This is a genomic window from Novosphingobium sp. SG720 (assembly GCF_012275365.1).
Taxonomy (GTDB): domain Bacteria; phylum Pseudomonadota; class Alphaproteobacteria; order Sphingomonadales; family Sphingomonadaceae; genus Novosphingobium; species Novosphingobium rhizosphaerae.
This window is the reverse complement of sequence record NZ_JAAZQN010000004.1, coordinates 349116-369035: the sequence shown is the minus strand read 5'-3', so window position 1 is coordinate 369035 and position 19920 is coordinate 349116. Positions and strand designations below refer to the sequence as shown.

The window sequence follows — 19920 nt, the reverse complement described above, 5'->3', positions numbered from 1 at the left end:
CCACAAAGGATGCGCTGTATTTGGCGGGATATATTCAGCTGCCCTACAGCCAGCCAGGGCGAAATGCAAAAAGCACGGGCGCGGCAAAGCGGGCTTGCCGCCTGCCCCGGATTGGGCAAGAGCACGCACACGCAAGCGTAAGGACAAGGAACAGCAATGCGCGCATGGTTCCGGGCTATGGCCCTGGCGGCAACGATCACGGTCTCTGCGATGGGCCCCATGGCCGCCCAGGCACTGGCCGCGCCGGCCCAATTGCCCGATATCCCGGCCCCTTGGCGCACCGTTCCCGATGTGGGTGCGCTGCTGGCGCAAGATCGCGTCTCGGGCCCGGTCCAGGCGCCCGTGAGCGTGGTGGTCTGGTCTGATCCCGAATGCCCCTATTGCAAGCAGTTTTCCGGCGTGCCCGACGCGGCCATTTCGCGGGCCAAGGGCCAGGCCAACCTGGCCATTCGCATGCTGCCCCTGCCGTTCCACGGCGCGGCCGCCGTGCTGGGCGGCATGGCGGCGCTGTGCGTGGCCGATCAGGGCGGGTCGGCGGCCTATTACCGTTTCCTGGGCGATTACTTTGCCCGCACCGGCGGCAATGGCCGCGGCCTGCCTGGCAATGGCACCGATCGCGGCCGCGGCGCGGTGGTCGCGCTCGCCCGGCAAGATGGCGCCGCCGACGCGGCCAAGCTCGACGCCTGCCTGCGCAGCGACGATACCCTGGGGCGCCTGGCGGCCGAGGGCGACGCCGCCGAACGCGCCACGGTACAGGGCACGCCGGCCGTTGCCGTGCGCAACAACACTACGGGCGAAACCATCCTCGTCGATGGGGCGATCGATGGCGAAACCCTGGACGCGGCGGTCGCCCTGATGGCTGCGCGCAGCACCCGCCACGGCCCGCCGCCGGCGGATTATTCGCGTTGATCCAGATCGAGCCCCAAATTGAGCCAAAGTTTCCCGCGAATCAGGCTTCAAACGCCAAGTTTTCGCGCTAAACGGCAGGGATGGACCGCATAGATCGCAAGTTGCTGGCTGCACTGCAGGCAGATTCGCAAAGTTCGCTGGCACAACTGGCCGATCGGGTGGGGCTTTCCAGCTCTGCCTGCCACCGGCGGATGCGCGCGCTGGAAGAAAACGGCACGATCACGGGCTATGGCGCACGGGTTGACGCGGGCAAGATCGGGCTCAACCTGCATGCCCTGATCGACATCACCCTAGAAAGCCAGAGCCGCGAAGCGATGGAACGGTTCGAACGCGCTGCGCTGGATTCGACTGAAATCCTTGAATGTTATCTCATCTCGGGCACGGGTGATTATCGCCTGCGCATCGGCGCGCGCGACATGGCCGATTACGACCGGCTGCACCGCGATTGCCTGGCCCGCCTGCCCGGGGTCAGCGCGATGCACACCAGCTTCGTGATCCGCCCGATCAAGGCATGGAACGGCTATGCCCTTGGATAGGGCATGATCATGGCACGGCGCGGCATGCTCGGCCTGTTGGCTGGATTGCCGTGGGCGGGCCTGGCGCGCGCGGCGTCGCTGTCCTTTCCGCGCGACACGGCGGCCGCTGCCCGGCTGCGCCGCCGCCTGGGGGTTCCCGCGCTGTCTGCCGGTTGGCGCGCAGGCGCCACGGCGGGTGAAACCTGCGCCGGCCTGCGCATGACCGGCGCTACCGCGCCTGTCGCACAAGGCGATGCCTGGCACTGGGGCTCCGTCACCAAGCCGGTCACTGCCACGCTGATTGCCCTGGCGGCGGAAGCGGGTGAGCTTGCCTGGGACGAGCCGCTGCTGGCACGCCTGGCCTGGCACGATGCACCGGCCTGGCAGGGCGTGACGCTCTTGCACCTGCTGTCCCATACCAGCGGCTTTCCCCGCTTGGACAGCGATGGCGAAATGGATGCCTTTCCGGCAGAGGAAGCCGATCCGCGCGCCAGCCGCCTGGCCCTGACCCGCATGACTCTCGCCCGCGCGCCCGAGGCCGCGCCCGGCACACGCTTTATCTATTCCAACCGCAATTATGTGGCTGCGGCCGCGATGCTTGAGGCGGCCTGCGGCCAGCCCTGGGAAACGCTGGCCCAGCGCCTGTTCGCGCCGCTTGGCATGGCCGGGGCGGGCTTTGGCGCACCGGGCACGCCGGGCATGCTGGACCAGCCGGTGGGCCATGCCTGGTGGCCCGGTGAAGCCGGCGTGCCCCACCCGCCGGGCGTGCCACCGAACGACAATCCCGCCGTTGCGGGGCCCGCCGCAAGGCTGCACGCGCCCATCGCCGCGATGATCGCGTTCCTTGAGGCCCACCGCACCCGCGCGCCACTGTTGCGGCCGCAAACCTGGCAGCGGCTGCACACCCCGCCGTTCGGCGGCAACTATGCGCTGGGTTGGGTCGTGCGCCCCGACGGCAGCTTGTGGCACGATGGCAGCAATAACCTGTGGACCGCGCAAGTGCTGGTGAGACCCGATGCCGCGCGCGCGATCGCCACCAACTGGGGCGATCACCAGCGGCTGGCAACGCCGCTGGAGGCGGCGCTGCGCAGTTGATCAATCGGTCTCTTCCACCCGCGCCATGGCCACCACCGCGCCAGCCATGACAAGCGCCGCCACCAGCATCGTCCACTTCGGCTCGTCAGGAAAAAAGCTGCGCATCACCCCACCCATGGCCGTCGCCACGATGAGTTGCGGGATCACGATGAACAAGTTGAACAACCCGATATAGATGCCGAACTTGCGCGGGGGCAGCACCCGGGTGAGGATCACATAGGGCATGCCCAGGATGGAAGCCCAGGCCACGCCCACCAGCGCCATCGGCACCAGCAGCAGCGTGGCATCGCGGATCACCAGCAGCAGCACGAAGGCCAGCGCCCCGGCGCCAAGCCCCACCATATGCGTGCGCACATTGCCGATCCGCCGCGCCAGCACCGGCAGGGCAAACGCCGCCAGTGCCGCAACGCCATTGTAAAAGGCGAACATCACGCCCACCCAGTCGGCCCCAGCGTTATAGGCTGCGCCACTGGTGTCGGTGGCATGGAACACTTCGCGCGTGACCACCGGCGTGGTGTAGATCCACAGGATGAACAGCGCGACCCAGGTGAAGAACTGCGCCAGGGCCAATTGCCGCATTGCGCGCGGCATCTGCGCCAGGTCGCTCACCACATGGGCCAGCGCGCCGGTGCTGCCCAATGCCCGCACCACCACCTGCAACACGCCGAACGCCACCAACCCGCCGCCCAGCACCAGCAACTGCTTGTCGAGGCCCAGCGCCAAGACCAGGCCGAGCAGCACCGCCCCGCCGATGATCCACAGCGGCCCACGCGCGGGATAGACCAGCGGCCCATGGCTGGCCTCGGTTTCCGGCTCTTCGGCAAAGGCGGCCATCTGCGCCGGGCTGTATTCGCGCACGCGCAGCGCGGTCCACGCCACTGCCGCCACCATGGCAAAGGCGCCGAGGTAGAAACTATAGCGCACCGAGGGTGGGATCACCCCTTCAGGTGCGGTATTGGCAATGCCCATTGCCTTGAACGCAGCCGGCGCCAGGCTGCCCAGCACCGCGCCCGCACCGATGAACCAGGTTTGCAGGGCAAAGCCCTGGGCGCGCTGGTGCGGCGGCGTCATGTCGCCCACAAAGGCGCGGAACGGTTCCATCGCCACGTTGAGCGAAGCGTCGAGCAACCAGAGGAACAGCGCGGCCAGGATCAGCAGCGGCGTGTTGGGCAGGCCCAGCAGCGCCAGCGCCGCCAGAACCGCGCCCGCCACGAAATAGGGCCGCCGCCGGCCGAATTTGCCCCAGGTGCGATCCGACCAGTGCCCGATCAGCGGCTGCACCACCAGGCCAGTGACCGGCCCCGCGATCCACAGGAATGCCAGATCGTCCACCTTGCTGCCCAGCGCCTGGAAAATACGGCTGACGTTTGCGTTCTGCAGGGCAAAGGCCAACTGGATGCCGAAAAAGCCGAAGCTGGTGTTCCACAGCCCCCAGAATGTCTGTGGGGGTTTTTGTGCCCCAAACGCAGCGGTGCTCATGGCGTCCTCTCTTCATTTCCCGCCTGCCGCGATGCGCCAGAGCGACCGCAGGAGCGAGATGCATACGAATGCTATGCGTTGGCCGGGTGGTGGAACCCTCGCACTGGCAGCAATCCTACCCCCCGCTGCTCGCCCGCACCACCAGCCGGGTGGGCAGCACGGCGGGCGGCGGAATGCGCTCCTCGATCTGCGCAAGTACCGATTCCACCAGGGCTTCCCCCGCCAGGCGGATGTCCTGCACCACGGTGGTGAGCGGGGGATTGGCAAAGCCCGCGGCGGGAATATCGTCGAACCCCACGATCGCCACGTCGCCGGGCACGGCCAGCCCGGCATCGGCCAGCACGCGCTGCGCGCCGATGGCGATCAGGTCGCTGGCGGCAAAGATGGCATCGAACGCCACCCCGCGCGAGAGCAGCGTGCGCGCCGCGCCATGGCCGGATTCTTCCGAACTGATCGCATCGACCACCAGCGCCGGGTCTTGCGACAAGCCCGCTGCCGCCAGCGCGCGCAGCAGGCCTGCATGGCGTTGTTCGAATTCGGGATAATGGCTGTCGGCCTGGCCCAGGAATGCGATGCGCCGGCGGCCTCGCGCGATCAGGTGCTCGCCCGCCAGCCGCCCGGCACCGAAATTGTCCGATCCCACCGTGGCGCCGATCGTGCCCTGGTCAACCGAACCCCAGCGCACGAAATGGGTGCCGGCCTTCACCAGTTGGCGCAGGCGGCTTTCATAGAGGGTATAGTCGCCGTAACCCAGCAGGATCAGCCCGTCGGCGCGGTGGCTTTCCTGATAGCGGCGGTGCCAGTCGTCCTCCAGTTTCTGGAAGGATACCAACAGGTCCAGCCCCTTGGCCGCGCAATGCCGGGTGATCGAGCCCAGCATCGAAAGGAAGAACGGGTTGATGTTGGATTCATCGGGCGTGGGATCTTCGAAAAACAGCAGCGCCAGGGTGTTGGAGCGCTGCGTGCGCAACGAAGAGGCGTTCTTGTCCACCGTGTAATTGAGCTGGCGGGCGATCGCCTCGATCTTTTCGCGCGTCGCCTTGCTCACCGATTTGCTGCCGCGCAGCGCCCGGCTGACGGTGGGCTGCGAAACCCCGGCCAGGTAGGCGATTTCGAAACTGGTCGGCTTGTTCGAAGGCTTGCGCCCCATGGCGTGCTCTCCCACCCCGGATTGTTACCGCGCACACTATGCATAATTTTTAATTTATGCAACAACGCGTGGGCATATGCCCCGCCAATGGCATGATCTTCAAATCTATACATATGGAAAAAAAGACATTTTTTCGCATAAGCGAAATATGCTGGAATGCATGGTATACGTATGCCTTATTCGCTCCGACCTTGCTTGGGCGTAGTTTGTAAACAAGCGAGATCCGGTGGAACCAGGTGTCACACATGCCGCCCAGCGGGATGGATGAACCTGGCGGGTATCGCGCATATGCCGATCGCCCAAATGGCGATGGGCCCGCCAACAAGGTTCGTGGCCGGTAAGAGTGCCGGCTGGGGGAGTGGAAGGTATCATGGCACATCACGCAGTTTCTGCGGGCGGCTTGCGCTGCTCGCTGGTCGCGCTGGCGACCGTTCTGGCCGGCAGCAGCCCGGCTCTCGCTCAGGAAGCGGCACCCGCGACGGCGCCGCAGGCAACCGCAGATGCCACTCCCGAACAGGGCGCCATCGTGGTTTCGGGTATTCGCGCCTCGCTCAATGCCTCGGCCTCGATCAAGCGCAATTCGATCGCCATCGTCGAAGCGGTTTCGGCCGAAGACATCGGCAAGCTGCCCGACGTCTCGATTGCGGATTCGCTCGCCCGCCTGCCCGGCGTGACCGCGCAGCGCCTGGAAGGGCGCGACCAGCGCCTGTCGATCCGTGGCCTTGGCCCGGATTTCTCCACCACGCTGCTCAACGGCCGCGAACAGGTGACCGTGGGCGATAACCGCGGCGTCGAATACGATCAGTACCCGTCGGAATTCTTCAAGAACGTGGTCGTCCACAAGGCCGCCGATCCTTCGCTGATCGCGGCGGGCATTTCCGGCACGGTCGATCTGCGCATGCTGCGTCCGCTCGCCCAGGCCGGCCGCGTCATCGCCGTGCAGCTGCGCGGCCAGATGAACGGCATGAAGAAGCTCAACCCCGATGGCCAGCGCTATGGCTATCGCGCTTCGGCCACGTATGTGGACAAGTTCGCCGACGACACCTTCGGCATCGCCATCGGCGTTTCGGCCACCTCGGCCCCGTCGCAGGACGAACGCTACAACGCCTGGGGCTTCCCCACGCTCTCCGATGGCAAGACCCTGATGCTGGGCGGCGCCAAGCCCTATGTGCAGTCCAACCTGCTCAACCGCTATGGCGCGGTCGCCACGCTGGAATACCAGCCCAACGACAACTGGCACTCCACGCTCGACGTGCTCTATTCGCACTTCAAGGAAACGCAGCACCTGCGCGGGATCGAATTCCCGATCTTCCCCGATTGGTCGGGCCTGGGCGGCGGTGACACCACCACGATCCAGCCGGGCTACACGGTGAAGAACGGCTTCGTCACCGATGCCACGATCACCAACGTCAAGGCGGTGATGCGCAACGACTATAACCAGCGCAAGGCCGACAACCTGTCGATCGGCTGGAACAACGTGTTCGGCCTGTCCGACACGATGCACCTGACGGTCGATGCCAGCTACAGCCACGCCAAGCGCACCGACTTCCTGCTCGAAAACTATTCGGGCACCGGCTATATCACCGGTGGCGCGCGCGACACGCTGCACATCACCCAGAACAGCAACGGCACGTTCGATATCGTGCCCACGCTCGACTATGGCAACGCGGCGAATTTCGGCATCACCGATCCGCGCGGCTGGGGCTACAACGGCACCACCGCCGTGGTCCAGGCCGGCTTCCTCAACAAGCCCAGCTTCAAGGACGATCTGGCCTCGCTGCGCGCCAGCCTGGATGGCGAATTCGCCTCGGGCGGGTTGCTCAAGGGCTGGGAAGTGGGCGCCAACTACAGCTATCGCAAGAAGACCTCGGCGTTCACCTCGTACTTCCTGTGCCCCAAGGGCGGCGGCACCGGTTGCACGCCGGGCAGCGGCACCACCACGTTCGCGCCCATCCCGCAGGCCGCCGTCATCGGCACGGTTCCGCTCGCCTACCTCGGCGTGCCGCGCATGCTCGCGCTCGATCCGATGTACCTCTACAACAACGCCTACAACTCGGTGTACGACAACCGCCCGGTCTCGCTGGTGCGCGACAACTCGGTGACGGAAAAGGTCTGGACCGGCTATGCCATGATCAAGCTGGATGGCGACGTGGGCGGCAAGCGCCTGTCGGGCACCATCGGCGTTCAGGGCATCTACACCGACCAGAGCAGCAAGGGGTCGCTCTCGAACTTCGACAGCACCACCGGCGCGGTGATCGTGACGCCCGCCACCGGCGGCGCCAAGTACTGGAACGTGCTGCCCAGCGCCAACTTCGCGCTGGAACTGGCCCCGGCCACCTACCTCAAGCTCGCCGGCTCGCTCACCATGGTGCGCCCGCGGCTTGACCAGGAACGCGTGAACCAGGAATTCTCGATCAACCCGACCAACATCGGCTCCACCGATCCGACGCGTCCGTTCTTCAGCTCGAACGGCGGCAACGCGGCGCTGCGTCCCTACAAGTCGGCCAATCTCGACCTGTCGGCCGAGCACTACTTCGCCAAGGGCGGCTATGTGTCGGCAGCGCTCTATTACAAGCGCCTGACCGACTTCGTCGATCCCAACAACTCCTACGCCTATGACTTCAAGTCGGTCGTCGCCAGCCTGCCGGCCGCGATCCGCGACCAGATCGCCACCACGATCGGGCCGGTGACGGCGCCGGGCAACACCGGCAAGGGCACGGTCAAGGGCGCCGAAGCGACGGCTTCGCTGCCGTTCGGCATGTTCACCCCGGTGCTCGATGGCTTCGGCGTGTTCGGCTCGGTCAGCTATACCGACAGCCGCATCGTCTTTGCCAAGAACCCGGACGATCCGATCACGCTGCCGGGCCTCTCCAAGTGGGTGGCCAATGCCTCGGTCTATTATGAAAAGGCCGGGTTCCAGGCGCGGGCCAACTATCGCTTCCGCTCCAGCTTCCTGGCGGAAGTGGCGGGTCTTTCGGCCAATCCCACCTATCGCACGGCCAAGTCGGAAGGCATTCTCGATGCACAGATCGGGTATGAATTCCAGCCCGGTTCGTCGCTGGCAGGTCTGGCTGTCATGTTCCAGGCCAAGAACCTCACCGATCGTCCGTTCATCACCTACCAGAACAACGATCCGCGCCAGGTGATCGATTACCAGCGCTATGGCCGCGATTTCTATCTGACCGTAAGCTACAAGCTGTAAGTTCCCTCCGAAAGCGGGTGGCTCTGCCGGGCCACCCGCTTTCAACCCCCAGGGTGCGAAACGTCGTCACGCTCTAACCGGAAGGCGCCCGGCCATGGACAGCCAAGCAGCACGTTCGATCACCATCGTGGGCGGTGGCACCGCCGGCTGGATGTGCGCGGCGGCCCTGGCCCATTTCGTGGGCGAAAATACCCGCATCACCCTGGTCGAAAGCGATGCCATCGGCACCATCGGCGTGGGCGAGGCCACCATTCCCCAGATCCGCATGTTCAACCAGACGCTGGGGATCGACGAGACCGATTTCATCCGCGCGACGGGCGCCACGTTCAAGCTGGGCATCGAATTCGCCGGCTGGCTCCGCCCCGGCCACAGCTATCTCCACGCCTTTGGCGACGTGGGCCGCGACATTGGCCTGGGCGGCTTCCGCCATTTCTGGTCGCGCGCGCATCGCCTGGGCCTGGCCCGCCCGCTGGGCGATTACAGCGTGAATGACCTGGCCGCCCGCGCAGGCAAGATGCACGACGGCGCGCCGCTGACCAACCGCAACGTGCCCGCCGTTCCCCACGCCTTCCATTTCGATGCCGGGCTCTATGCCGCCTACCTGCGCCGCTACGCGCAAAAGCATGGCGTGGTCCGCCAGGAAGGCACGATCGTGTCCGTCGCACGCGATGGGCAGAACGGCGATGTCACCACCCTCACCCTGGCCGATGGCCGCGTGGTGGCCGGTGACCTGTTCATCGATTGCTCCGGCCTGCGCGCGCTGCTGATCCAGGACACACTGGGCGTCGGGTTCGACGATTGGTCGCACCTGCTGCCCGCCAACAGCGCCGTGGCCGTGCCCAGCGAACGGACCGCACCGCTCACGCCCTATACGCGCGCCACCGCCCACCCCGTGGGCTGGCAATGGCGCATCCCGCTGCAACATCGCACCGGCAATGGCCGCGTCTATTGCAGCGCCTTCCTCAGCGATGACGAAGCCGCCGCCGGCCTGCTCGCCCATCTCGACGGCGCCCCGCTCGCCGATCCGCGCGTGATCCGCTTTGCCACGGGTCGCGCGCGCCAGGCTTGGTCGCACAACGTGATTGCCATGGGCCTGGCCAGTGGGTTCCTCGAACCGTTGGAATCCACCTCGATCCACCTGATCCAGTCGATGATCGCGCGGATCATGGCGTTTGGCCCCACCTGCCGCCCGGCGCCTGCCGTGCGCGCGACGTTCAACCGCCAGTTTGCCGACGAGATGGAACGCATCCGCGACTTCATCGTGCTGCATTACTGGGCCAACGAACGCGAAGAACCGTTCTGGCAGGCCTGCCGCAGCATGGCCCTGCCCGACAGCCTGGCCGAAAAGATCGAACTTTTCCGCAGCGCCGGACACCTGTTCCGTGATCAGTCCGATCTGTTCAGCGAAGTGGGCTGGCTGCAAGTGCTGGTCGGCCAGGGCATCGTGCCCGCCACCAGCCACGCCCTGGCCGAAGCGGTCTCGGAAAGCGACCTGGCCGCCTGGCTCGATACCCTGCACACGCTCTATGCCCGTGAAGTGGCCGCCTGGCCCACCCACGCCGATTACATCGCGCGCCATTGCGCCGCGCCTTCCCCACAAGGACTTGTTGCATGATCCTGCGCCGCCGCGCTGCCGCCCTGGCGGCCGCTCTTGCTGCTTCCGCCCTGGCGCCGGCCCATGCCGCGCCCGCTCCCTCTGCCGTGGCCGCGCGCCCGGCGGCGGGCGAGTCGATCTATTTCGTTTTGCCCGATCGCTTTGCCAATGGTGACAACGCCAACGACACCGGCGGCTTGAAGGGCGGGCGCCTGCAAACCGGCTTCGATCCGGCCGACAAGGGCTTTTACCATGGCGGCGATATCAAGGGCCTGATCGCGAGGCTGGATTACATCAAGGGCATGGGCTTCACCGCCGTCTGGGTCGGCCCGGTGTTCAAGAACAAGGCCGTGCAGGGCGCGCCGGGGCAGGAAAGCGCCGGCTACCACGGCTACTGGATCACCGATTTCACCCAGGTCGATCCGCATTTCGGCACCAATGCCGAATTTGCCGCACTGGTCACCGCCGCCCATGCGCGCGGCTTGAAAGTCTACATGGATATCGTGGTCAACCACACGGCCGACGTGATCCAGTATCGCGAAGCGCCGGCTGGCACCGCCGCCCCCTATCGCGACAAGGCCAGCTATCCCTACAGCCGCAAGGGCGGCCTGTCCGGCCCGGCGATCAACCAAGGCTTTGCCGGGGACGAAGATTCGAGCGAGGCCAATTTCGCCCGCCTCACCGATCCCGGCTATGCCTACACGCCCTTCATTCCCAAGGGCGAAGAGCACGCCAAAGTGCCCGATTGGCTGAACGACGTGCGCTATTACCACAACCGGGGCGACAGCACATTCAGCGGCGAAAACAGCCGCTTCGGCGATTTCGTCGGGCTGGACGACGTATTCACCGAGCATCCGCGCGTGCGCGCCGGGATGATCGCGATCTATGCCGACTGGATCCGCAAGTTCCACGTAGACGGGTTCCGCATCGACACCGCGCGCCATGTCGATCCCGGTTTCTGGCAGGCCTTCATCCCCGCGATGCAGCAAGTGGCCAAGGCCCAAGGCATTCCCCATTTCGCCATCTTCGGCGAAGTGGCGCGCGAAAACCCGGACAACGGCTATATCGCCCGCTTTACCCGGCGCGACGGCTATCCCAACGTGCTCGACTTTGCCTTCCACGCCGCCGTGCGCGCCGTGCTGGCGCAGGGCAAGGGCACCGATGTGCTGGCCGACCTGTTCGATGGGGATGTGCTCTACCAGGGCGGAGACGCGGCCGCGCTGGCCCAGCCGACCTTCATCGACAACCACGACGTGGGCCGCTTTGCCTGGCTGGTGGAGCACGACATGCCCGGCATCGGCCAGGACGAACTGCTCGCCCGCACGGCGCTCGCCCATACCATGCTGCTCACCCTGCGCGGCAGCCCGGTGGTCTATTACGGCGACGAACAGGGCATGATCGGCCATGGCAACGACCAGGCCGCCCGGCAGGACATGTTCGCCAGCAAAGTGCCCAGCTACAACGACCAGCCGCTGCTGGGCACCACCCGCACCACGACGCAGGACAATTTCAGCCCCGATCACCCGCTCTACCAGCTGATCGCCCGGCTCAACGGCTTGCGCGCCGCGCATCCCGCCCTGGCGCGCGGGCGGCAGGTTACCCGCAGCTATGGCGAAAAGCCCGGCTTGTTCAGCGTTTCGCGGTTCGATCCTGTCACGGGCGGAGAATATCTGATTGCCTTCAACACCTCAGGCCAGCCCATCAAGGTGGCCAGCACGATCGGCACGAGCGCGAAAGACTTGCAAAGCCTGTTGGGCCAGTGCCCCGCCCATGTGGCTGCGCCAGGCTCGGTTGTGCTTGACTTGCCCGCTTACGGCAGCGCTGTCTGCCGCGTCCTTCCCACTTCCTCTCCTAAGCAAGGCCAATGACCCAGCAAACGCCCCCGTCTTCCGCCCAAGACCTGCCCTGGTGGCACGGCGCGGCGATCTACCAGATCTATCCGCGCAGCTTTGCCGATTCCAATGGTGATGGCGTGGGCGATCTGGCCGGCATCACCGCCCGGCTCGATCACGTGGCGCGGCTGGGCGCCGACGCCATCTGGATTTCCCCGTTCTTCACCTCGCCGATGCGCGATTTCGGCTATGACGTTTCGGATTACTGCAATGTCGATCCGGTGTTCGGCACGCTCGAGGATTTCGATGCCCTGGTGGCGCGCGCCCACGAACTGGGCCTGAAAGTCACCATCGACCAGGTCTATGCCCACACGTCGGACCTGCACCCGTGGTTCGTGGAAAGCCGGCAGAGCCGCGACAATTCCCGCGCCGACTGGTACGTCTGGGCCGATCCCAAGCCCGATGGTTCGCCCCCTTCCAACTGGCAATCGGTGTTCGGCGGCCCGGCCTGGCGCTGGGACGCGCGGCGTTGCCAGTATTACCTGCACAATTTCCTGGCCGAACAGCCGCAGGTCAACGCCCACAACCCCGCCGTGCAGGAAGCGCTGCTGGGGGTGATGAAGTTCTGGCTGGATCGCGGCGTCGATGGCTTCCGCATCGATGCGCTCAATTTCCTGATGCACGATCCCACGTTGCGCGATAATCCGCCCGCGCCCGAGGATGGCCGTCGCCGCACCCGCCCGTTCGATTACCAGCTCAAGATCTACAACCAGTCGCACCCCGGCATCGTCACCTTCATCGAACGCCTGCGCGCGCTGTGCGACAGCTATGGCGCGGTGTTCACCGTGGCCGAAGTGGGCGGTGACCTGGCCGAAACCGAAATGAAGGAATACACCGCCGGCCCGGCGCGCCTCAACAGCGCCTATGGCTTCGATTTCCTCTATGCCCCGCAGATCACGCCGGTGATGGTGCGCGATGTCCTGGCCAAGTGGCCCGATGAACCCGGCATGGGCTGGCCGAGCTGGGCCTTCGAAAACCACGATGCGCCCCGCGCCCTTTCGCGCTGGGCCACGCCCGAGGCGCGCGATGCCTATGCCCGGATGAAAGCCGTGCTGTTTGCCGCCCTGCGCGGCAACATCATCGTCTACCAGGGCGAGGAACTGGGCCTCACGCAGGTGGAAATCCCGTTCGAGCAGTTGCAGGACCCCGAGGCGATTGCCAACTGGCCGCTGACGCTCTCGCGCGATGGCGCCCGCACCCCGCTGCCGTGGCAGGCGCAAAGCGCGATGGGTGGCTTCACCGCCGGCCCGGCCCCCTGGCTGCCGCTCGGCGAGGAAAACCTGGCGCGCGCGGTGGACCGCCAGGAAGCCGATCCCGCCTCGCTGCTCTCGCTCACCACGCGGCTGCTGCACTTGCGCCGGGAAAGCCCGGCGCTGCGCCACGGCAGCTTCGATGTGCTGCAGGCCGATGCCAGCCTGCTGGTGGCGCGCCGCCGGTTCGGCGGCCAATCGCTGCTGGTGCTGATCAACATGGCAAACCAGCCGGTCGCCTGGCCGCAGGACGTGGCCGCTGAAGGCACCGTGCTGGTGGCCGAAAATGATGCCAGTCTGGGTTACCTGCCTGGCTTTGCCGCCCTCATCGTCGAAGAGAGGATCTAACCCCCCATGTCCGTTCTGACCCGTCTTGCAGCGCCGCTGGCGCTGACGCTGGCTTGCGCCCCGCTTCCGGCGCTGGCCCAGGCCGCTGCCCCGGCCGATGCGCCGGTTACCGCCGCCTCCCCCGATGGCAGCCTGGTGCTGACCGTGGCGATCGACGGCGACGGCCGCCCCACCTACAGCCTCTCGCGCAAGGGCAAGCTGCTGATCGGCGCCTCCTCGCTCGGCTTCATCCTCACCGATGGCCCCACGATGGTGCGCGGCAACCACATCGTGGGCAGCGAAAGCGCCAAGCCTGCCGCCACCACCTGGGAGCAACCCTGGGGCGAACGCCGCTTCGTCACCGACAACCACACCGAATTGCTGGTCAAGTTCAAGCAGGTTCCCGAATGGGGCGGGCGCGAAATGAACGTGCGCTTCCGCCTGTTCAACGATGGCTTCGGCCTGCGCTATGAACTGCCCACGCAAGCCGCGATGACGACGATGAAGATCGCCGACGAGCTGACCGAGTTCAACCTCGCGCAGAACGGCACCGCCTGGTGGATCCCCGGCGGCGAATGGAACCGCTACGAACAGGTCTATCAAAAGACCCCGATCGACGGTGTGTCCACCGCGCACACGCCGATCACGATGAAGCTGGCCGATGGCACGCACCTGGCGTTCCACGAAGCCGCGCTGGTCGATTATTCGGCCATGTGGTTCAAGCGGATCGACGGCACGAGCTTCCGCTCCACCCTCTCGCCCAATCCGGGCGGGCCGAAAGTCACGCGCGACCTGCCGTTCAACACCCCCTGGCGTACGATCCGCATTGCCGACAACGCCGCCGGCCTGGTCGAAAACGACCTGGAGCTGAACCTCAACGAGCCCAACAAGCTGGGCGATGTCAGCTGGGTCAAGCCGATGAAGTATATCGGCATCTGGTGGGGCATGATCCGCGGCGACTGGACCTGGGCCGAAGGCCCGAACCACGGCGCCACCACCGCCCGCACCAAGCAATACATCGACTTTGCCGCCAAGAACGGTTTCGGCGGCGTGCTGGTGGAAGGCTGGGACAAGGGCTGGAACGGCAACTGGTTCGGCAACGGCAAGGATTTCAGCTATACCCAGGCGACGCCCGATTTCGACATCAAGGCCGTCACCGACTATGCCCGCAAGAAAGGCGTGGAACTGATCGGCCACCACGAAACCGGCGGCAATATCGCCAATTACGAAGCCCAGCTTGATGACGCGATGAAGCTCTATGCCTCGCTCGGCGTTCATTCGGTCAAGACCGGCTATGTGGCCGATGCCGGCGGCATTCTCGCCCCCGGCGCCACGCCGGGCACTTATGCGATGGCCTATCACGATGGCCAGCGGCAGGTGGAACACCATCTGAAAGTGGTGGAAACGGCGGCCAAGTATCACATCGCCATCGACGCCCACGAACCGGTCAAGGACACCGGCCTGCGCCGCACGTATCCCAACTGGATCGACCGCGAAGGCGCGCGCGGCATGGAATACAACGCCTGGGGGCAGTTCGCCAACGGGCCGAGCCATGAACCCACGCTGGTCTATACCCGCATGCTGTCCGGCCCCATGGACTTCACGCCGGGCGTGCTGAGCCTGGAAGGCGCCAAGCACGCCCCGCTCGCCTCCACGCTGGCCAAGCAGCTGGGCCTGTACCTGGCGATCTATTCGCCGATCCAGATGGCCGCCGATTTCATCGAAACGCTGGCCGCCCATCCCAAGGAACTGGCCTTCATCCGCCAGGTGCCGGCCGACTGGTCGGAAAGCCACCTGATCGCGGGCGAAGTGGGCGAATACGCCATCTTCGCGCGCAAGGACCGCAAGAGCGATGACTGGTACGCCGGCGGCGTCAACGATGCCACCGCCCGCACCGTGACGCTCACCTTCGACATGCTCGACCCGGGCAAGACCTACACCGCCACGATCTACAAGGACGGCGAAGGCGCGACCTACGAAACCGACGCCCGCCACAAAATCGCCTACGACACCAAGACGCTGAAAAAGGGCGACACCCTCACCCTCTGGCTGGCCCCCGGCGGCGGCGCTGCCATCCGCCTCCACCCCACGAAGTAAACGCAAGAGCCCTCTCCCCTTCAGGGGAGAGGGTTGGGTGTGGGGGATGCTGGGCGCAAGGGTTGGAGCTAACTACCCGTCGCCCCGTGCTTGACACGGGGCTTGGCTTCCCTTGCGACCCTGCGTTTGGCATGCTGGCAAAATGGAAAAGGGCGGCTGGCTCTACATCATGGCGAACCGCTATCGTGGCGGCATGTATATCGGCGTCACCGCGGACTTGATCCGGCGCGTAGCACAGCATCGCGAGGGTAGCGGCTCGATCCACGCTAGGGACTTCGGCAAGAGGAAGCTGGTCTATGCCGAGCGACACGGCGAAATCGAACCCGCGATTGCCCGTGAGAAACTGGTCAAAAAGTGGCGCCGGGAATGGAAATTCGCGTTGATCGAGGCGAACAATCCCGATTGGCTGGATCTTTGGGATCAATGGTATCCAGTGGCGGCGGCGCATGGCGAGATCCCAAGTTAGTCAAGCACGGGGCGACGACGCATGCTAGCGCCCCTGAGACCGCAGATAAGCAATCACATCCGCCCGGTTGAGCGGGTCGGAAATCCCCCCAAACATCATCGCCGTGCGCGGCACTACCGCCTGGGGATTTTTCAACCAGGCATCGAGCGTCGCATCGTCCCATTTGCCGCTGGCATCGCGCAGCGCGGCGGAATAGCCGAAGGCGGGGCGGTTGCGGCCCATGGGCTGGCCATAGGCGCCGTGCAGGTTCGGCCCGGCCATGTCCGGGCCGCCGGCATCGAAGGTGTGGCAGGCCTTACACGAGGCGGCCTTGCGATCCCCGATTTGCGGATCGGCCACGCGCATCAGCGCGGCGAGCGAGGGGTTGGGACCGGCCTTGGCCAGCCGCGCATCGTGGGTCTTGTCTCCGCCGCAGGCAGACAGCGAAAGCCCGGCAAGGGCGGCGATCATGAGGCGCAGGCGGATCATGCGCCGGGCCTATGCCGCCGCATGCCCACGCGCGATATGGCATTTTGTCCCGCCGCGCCCAGTTGCACATTTTGCATTGCGCCCATCACACCGGCAAAAAATTTGCTCACGGCCGCGCAAATGGCGGCCGCGCCGGCGCGAATCAATGCCGCAGCGACAGCCCCACCCGCTCCATCCGGCGGTAGAACGTGGCGCGGCCGATGCCGAGCAGGCGCGCCGCGCTGCTGACGTTGCCGCCCGCGCGGGCCAGGGCCTGGCGCAGCACGGCGCGTTCGCCATCACCGAAGCAGGCTGGCTGGCCATCGCCCAGGAACTCTCCCAAGGGGCGCGGGCTGATCGCCGTGCCCGAACCCAGGCGGAAATGCTGGCGCGCGGCGCGCGTGGCGCCGATTACCAGGTCGTCACGGTCCACCGCCAGCAGGGCATGGCCGCGCGCGGCCGGATCGGTGCCGGCCAGCACGATGCGCGCATCGGCATAGCGGCGGCAGAACAAGTCGCGCTCGATATGCCGGGCCGCGTCCTGCACCAGCGCGGCGATCAAGGCGGCCATGGCGCGATCATGGTCCCCACGCGCGGAAGATATGTCGAGCGCGGCGACCAGGCGCCCCTCGGCGTCGAAAATCGGCGCATCCATGCAACTTACGCCCACGTTGCGGCTGGCAAAGTGCTCGTCACGGTGGATGGTCACCGCGCGTCCTTCGACCAGGCAAGTGCCGATGCCATTGGTGCCTTGCGCCGCCTCTGCCCAGGAAGCGCCCGGCGCCAGGCCCATATCCTCGAACGGGGCGGCATCGGCATCGCCGGCGCGCCAATCCAGCACCACGCCGCCGGTATCGGCGATCATCACGCAGGCCCCGGCCAGTCCCACGCTGCCGAACAGCCGATCGAGCACGGGCGCGGCCACGGCCAGCAATTCGCCGTTGGCGGCGCGCAAGGCGTTGAGTTCGGTCCCACTCAGCCGCTCTGCCGCAGCATCTGGCGCGGCCGGGTCCAGCCCGTGGTGCAGGGCCGAGCGGCACCACGAGGCCGCCACCGCCGAAACCGCCGCGCGCGAGGAATGCACCGCGCTGAGCACGCGGGCGGCATGATCGGGATCGGACACGGGATGCAAAACGGCCATCGGCACTGCCTCTCCATCGGCTGGGCTGCATGATTGCGATGCGGGCCTGCGCCGGCGCTTGTGCGGCACGGCCCCCTTTGCGGCGGGTTTATCTGGCTCCATCACTTCCATTTGCAAGGCATTTCAACCCTTGCCCATTGGCCTTTCGGCCGATGAGAAATCCTCATGTGCTTTTCCGCAATTCCCCGGCAAAGAAGGCGCGGCACCCAACGATGGAGCATTGTCTTGCAAACCCGCAAACTTGGCACGACCGGTCTTGATGTCAGCCTGATCTGCCTGGGCACGATGACCTACGGCTCGCAGAACACGGAAAGCGAAGCCCACGCCCAACTTGACTACGCCGTCGATCACGGCGTCAATTTCATCGACACCGCCGAAGCCTATCCCGTCACGCCGTTTCACAACGACACCATCGGCCGCACCGAGGAATATATCGGCACCTGGCTGGCCCAGCCGGGCAAGCGCGACAAGGTGATCCTGGCCACCAAGGTGGCCGGCCCCGCGCGCGACATGGTGCGCAAGTTCCGCGGCGGCGACAACAAGCTGGACCGGCGCAACATCCTTGCCGCCATCGACGGCAGCCTGGCCCGCCTGCGCACCGACTATGTCGACCTTTACCAGGTGCATTGGCCCGAACGCCACGTGCCGATGTTCGGCGCGCGCGGCCTTGCCCATGTGCAAGACCGCGAAGACTTGACCCCGCTTGAGGAAACGCTCGATACGCTGGGCGAACTGGTCAAGGCCGGCAAGGTGCGCCACGTGGGCGTATCCAACGAAACGCCCTGGGGCGTGGGCGAATACCTGCGCCTTTCCCGCGACAAGGGCCTGCCGCGCATCGCCTCGATCCAGAATGCCTACAACCTGGTCAATCGCCTGTTTGAAAACGGCCTGGCCGAAGTGGCCTTGCGCGAAAGCGTGCCGCTGCTGGCCTATTCGCCGCTGGGCGCCGGCAACCTGACCGGCAAGTATCTGGGTGGGGTCATCCCCAAGGGTTCGCGCCGCGACGTGGCCAACCAGTTCACCCGCTACAACACGCCCAACGCCAACGATGCGATCGCCCGCTATGTCGCTATCGCGCACGCCTTTGGCCTGGATCCGGCCACCCTGGCGCTGGCTTATGTCAACAGCCGCCCGTTCGTGGCGGCCAACATCATCGGCGCCACCACGCCGGAACAGTTATCGCTGGCCATTGCCAGCGCCGACGTGACGCTGCCGCCCGAAGCGCTGGCCGCGATCGAGGCGGTCCACGCCGTGCTGCCCGATCCCTGCCCGTGATCGCTGCTGGAATTCCGGCGGAACCGGAATTCCAGGTTGCGGCACCAACCCGCACAAAAAGAAAGGGAGCCATTGCTGGCTCCCTTTCCCTCTACCGTGGATGGCCCACGCCCCGATCCGCACGGATCGTCGCAGGCCCTGGGACAGCCCAGGCCAGCGCATCGGCGCGGCCTGGGCCATCAAGCCAGGATCAGGCCTTAGAGGTGGCCGTCCTGCGCGTTGTTCATGTCGTTCGACACGAGGTTGAAGGTGCCCGAGAGCGAGTTGCCCAGCGCGCCCATGGCGGTGATGGCGGCAACGGCGATGAGAGCAGCGATCAGGCCGTATTCGATGGCGGTGGCGCCTTCGGTGTCCTTGATGAGCTTGCGGAAGAAGGTCATGTCCAAGTCTCCTGTTTGAGTAACCCCGCCGCTCTTTTGGCAAAATCCCCCTAACCAATGGTAAATGCCCTAAGGAATTTCACAGGGATGCTGCGTTGCAACACCCTGTCCCCGGCGCAACTCGTGGTTAATCTTTTGCAACCAATCCGGCGGGCGCCAGCCCCCAAGACAAAGGGGGCAAACTGCCCCCTTCATCCAAATCGATACGAAATCAGGAAATTTGCTCAACCGCGGCCCCGATAGCCGGGCACGCCCTGGTCGGGCAGCCACAGGCCGGCGGGCGGCGTAGCCGATTGCCAGAACACGTCGATGGGAATGCCCCCGCGCGGATACCAATAGCCCCCGATTCGCAGCCATTGCGGCTTCATTTCATCGAACAGCCGCTGGCCAATGCCCACGGTCACGTCTTCGTGAAAGCCGTTGTGGTTGCGGAACGAGCCCAGGAACAGCTTGAGCGACTTGGATTCGACGATGGTCTCGCCCGGTGCATAGTCGATCACCAGGTGGGCAAAATCGGGCTGGCCGGTCACGGGGCACAGCGAGGTGAATTCCGGCGCGGCAAAGCGCACCAGATAGAGCGAGCCCACGCGCGGGTTGGGCACATAGTCCAGCACCGCTTCTTCGGGCGAAGCGGGCAAGGCGCTGTTCTGCCCCAGGTGCAGCGGAGCCGGGTGATGGGGGTCTGACATGACGGGGGAGTC

Annotated in this window: 16 protein-coding genes; 10 read left to right on the top strand and 6 right to left on the bottom strand. The window is 65.8% G+C overall.

The window, feature by feature from the left end; all coding sequences use genetic code 11:
* Positions 1 to 156 precede the first annotated feature (156 nt).
* The 3 genes from FHW94_RS16440 (at position 157) to FHW94_RS16430 (ending at position 2519) form a co-directional block, all read left to right on the top strand.
* Positions 157 to 909 carry a thioredoxin domain-containing protein gene (locus tag FHW94_RS16440; protein WP_168556901.1) on the top strand — a complete coding sequence of 251 codons (753 nt, stop codon included), beginning with the start codon at positions 157 to 159 and terminating at the stop codon, positions 907 to 909.
* Positions 910 to 989: 80 nt separating this feature from the next.
* Positions 990 to 1445, top strand: coding sequence for an Lrp/AsnC family transcriptional regulator (locus FHW94_RS16435; protein ID WP_168556900.1), 456 nt, complete (start codon positions 990 to 992; stop codon positions 1443 to 1445).
* A gap of 3 nt (positions 1446 to 1448) precedes the next feature.
* The gene (locus tag FHW94_RS16430; RefSeq protein WP_168556899.1) at positions 1449 to 2519 is read left to right on the top strand and encodes a serine hydrolase domain-containing protein; all 1071 of its coding nucleotides are present in this window, start codon (positions 1449 to 1451) and stop codon (positions 2517 to 2519) included.
* Here FHW94_RS16430 and FHW94_RS16425 read toward each other — a convergent pair whose 3' ends face one another.
* Positions 2520 to 3998, bottom strand: coding sequence for an MFS transporter (locus FHW94_RS16425; RefSeq protein ID WP_168556898.1), 1479 nt, complete (start codon positions 3996 to 3998; stop codon positions 2520 to 2522). It lies immediately after the preceding gene.
* Positions 3999 to 4113: 115 nt separating this feature from the next.
* A complete protein-coding gene (locus tag FHW94_RS16420) occupies positions 4114 to 5148 on the bottom strand; it encodes a substrate-binding domain-containing protein (RefSeq protein ID WP_168556897.1) in 1035 nt (344 codons plus the stop codon).
* A 370-nt stretch (positions 5149 to 5518) separates the two neighbouring features.
* Between FHW94_RS16420 and FHW94_RS16415 the strand changes: the two genes are divergently transcribed.
* The 6 genes from FHW94_RS16415 (at position 5519) to FHW94_RS16390 (ending at position 15976) form a co-directional block, all read left to right on the top strand.
* Entirely contained in the window at positions 5519 to 8350 is a 2832-nt protein-coding gene (locus FHW94_RS16415) for a TonB-dependent receptor (protein ID WP_168556896.1), read from the top strand.
* A gap of 94 nt (positions 8351 to 8444) precedes the next feature.
* Positions 8445 to 9965, top strand: a complete 1521-nt coding sequence (locus FHW94_RS16410) for a tryptophan halogenase family protein (protein WP_168556895.1) — start codon at positions 8445 to 8447, stop codon at positions 9963 to 9965.
* Complete coding sequence (locus FHW94_RS16405) at positions 9962 to 11812, top strand: alpha-amylase family glycosyl hydrolase (protein WP_168556894.1); 1851 nt, start codon at positions 9962 to 9964, stop codon at positions 11810 to 11812. The genes FHW94_RS16410 and FHW94_RS16405 overlap by 4 nt, the downstream gene beginning before the upstream one ends.
* Positions 11809 to 13434, top strand: coding sequence for an alpha-amylase family glycosyl hydrolase (locus FHW94_RS16400; protein ID WP_168556893.1), 1626 nt, complete (start codon positions 11809 to 11811; stop codon positions 13432 to 13434). Before FHW94_RS16405 ends, FHW94_RS16400 begins: the two co-directional genes overlap by 4 nt.
* Positions 13435 to 13440: 6 nt before the next feature.
* Positions 13441 to 15510, top strand: coding sequence for a glycoside hydrolase family 97 protein (locus tag FHW94_RS16395; protein ID WP_168556892.1), 2070 nt, complete (start codon positions 13441 to 13443; stop codon positions 15508 to 15510).
* 142 nt (positions 15511 to 15652) lie between these two features.
* Positions 15653 to 15976 (top strand): GIY-YIG nuclease family protein, encoded by a 324-nt coding sequence (locus FHW94_RS16390; RefSeq protein WP_168556891.1) that lies wholly within the window; start codon positions 15653 to 15655, stop codon positions 15974 to 15976.
* Positions 15977 to 16000: 24 nt separating this feature from the next.
* Here FHW94_RS16390 and FHW94_RS16385 read toward each other — a convergent pair whose 3' ends face one another.
* Together FHW94_RS16385 and FHW94_RS16380 are read right to left on the bottom strand one after the other, a co-directional pair.
* Positions 16001 to 16444, bottom strand: a complete 444-nt coding sequence (locus FHW94_RS16385) for a c-type cytochrome (protein WP_168556890.1) — start codon at positions 16442 to 16444, stop codon at positions 16001 to 16003.
* Between the two features lie 142 nt (positions 16445 to 16586).
* On the bottom strand, positions 16587 to 17564 hold the full coding sequence (locus tag FHW94_RS16380; RefSeq protein WP_168556889.1) for a GAF domain-containing protein: 978 nt from the start codon (positions 17562 to 17564) through the stop codon (positions 16587 to 16589).
* Positions 17565 to 17789: 225 nt separating this feature from the next.
* On the opposite strand from FHW94_RS16380, the gene FHW94_RS16375 reads away from it, so the two are divergent.
* The gene (locus tag FHW94_RS16375) at positions 17790 to 18839 is read left to right on the top strand and encodes an aldo/keto reductase (protein WP_168556888.1); all 1050 of its coding nucleotides are present in this window, start codon (positions 17790 to 17792) and stop codon (positions 18837 to 18839) included.
* Positions 18840 to 19036: 197 nt separating this feature from the next.
* Here the strand turns inward: FHW94_RS16375 and FHW94_RS16370 are convergent, their stop codons facing one another.
* Positions 19037 to 19219, bottom strand: a complete 183-nt coding sequence (locus FHW94_RS16370) for a Flp family type IVb pilin (RefSeq protein WP_168556887.1) — start codon at positions 19217 to 19219, stop codon at positions 19037 to 19039.
* Positions 19220 to 19443: 224 nt separating this feature from the next.
* Positions 19444 to 19908: a preQ(1) synthase gene (gene queF, locus FHW94_RS16365; protein ID WP_168556886.1), complete on the bottom strand. Its 465-nt coding sequence runs from the start codon at positions 19906 to 19908 to the stop codon at positions 19444 to 19446.
* Positions 19909 to 19920 lie beyond the last annotated feature (12 nt).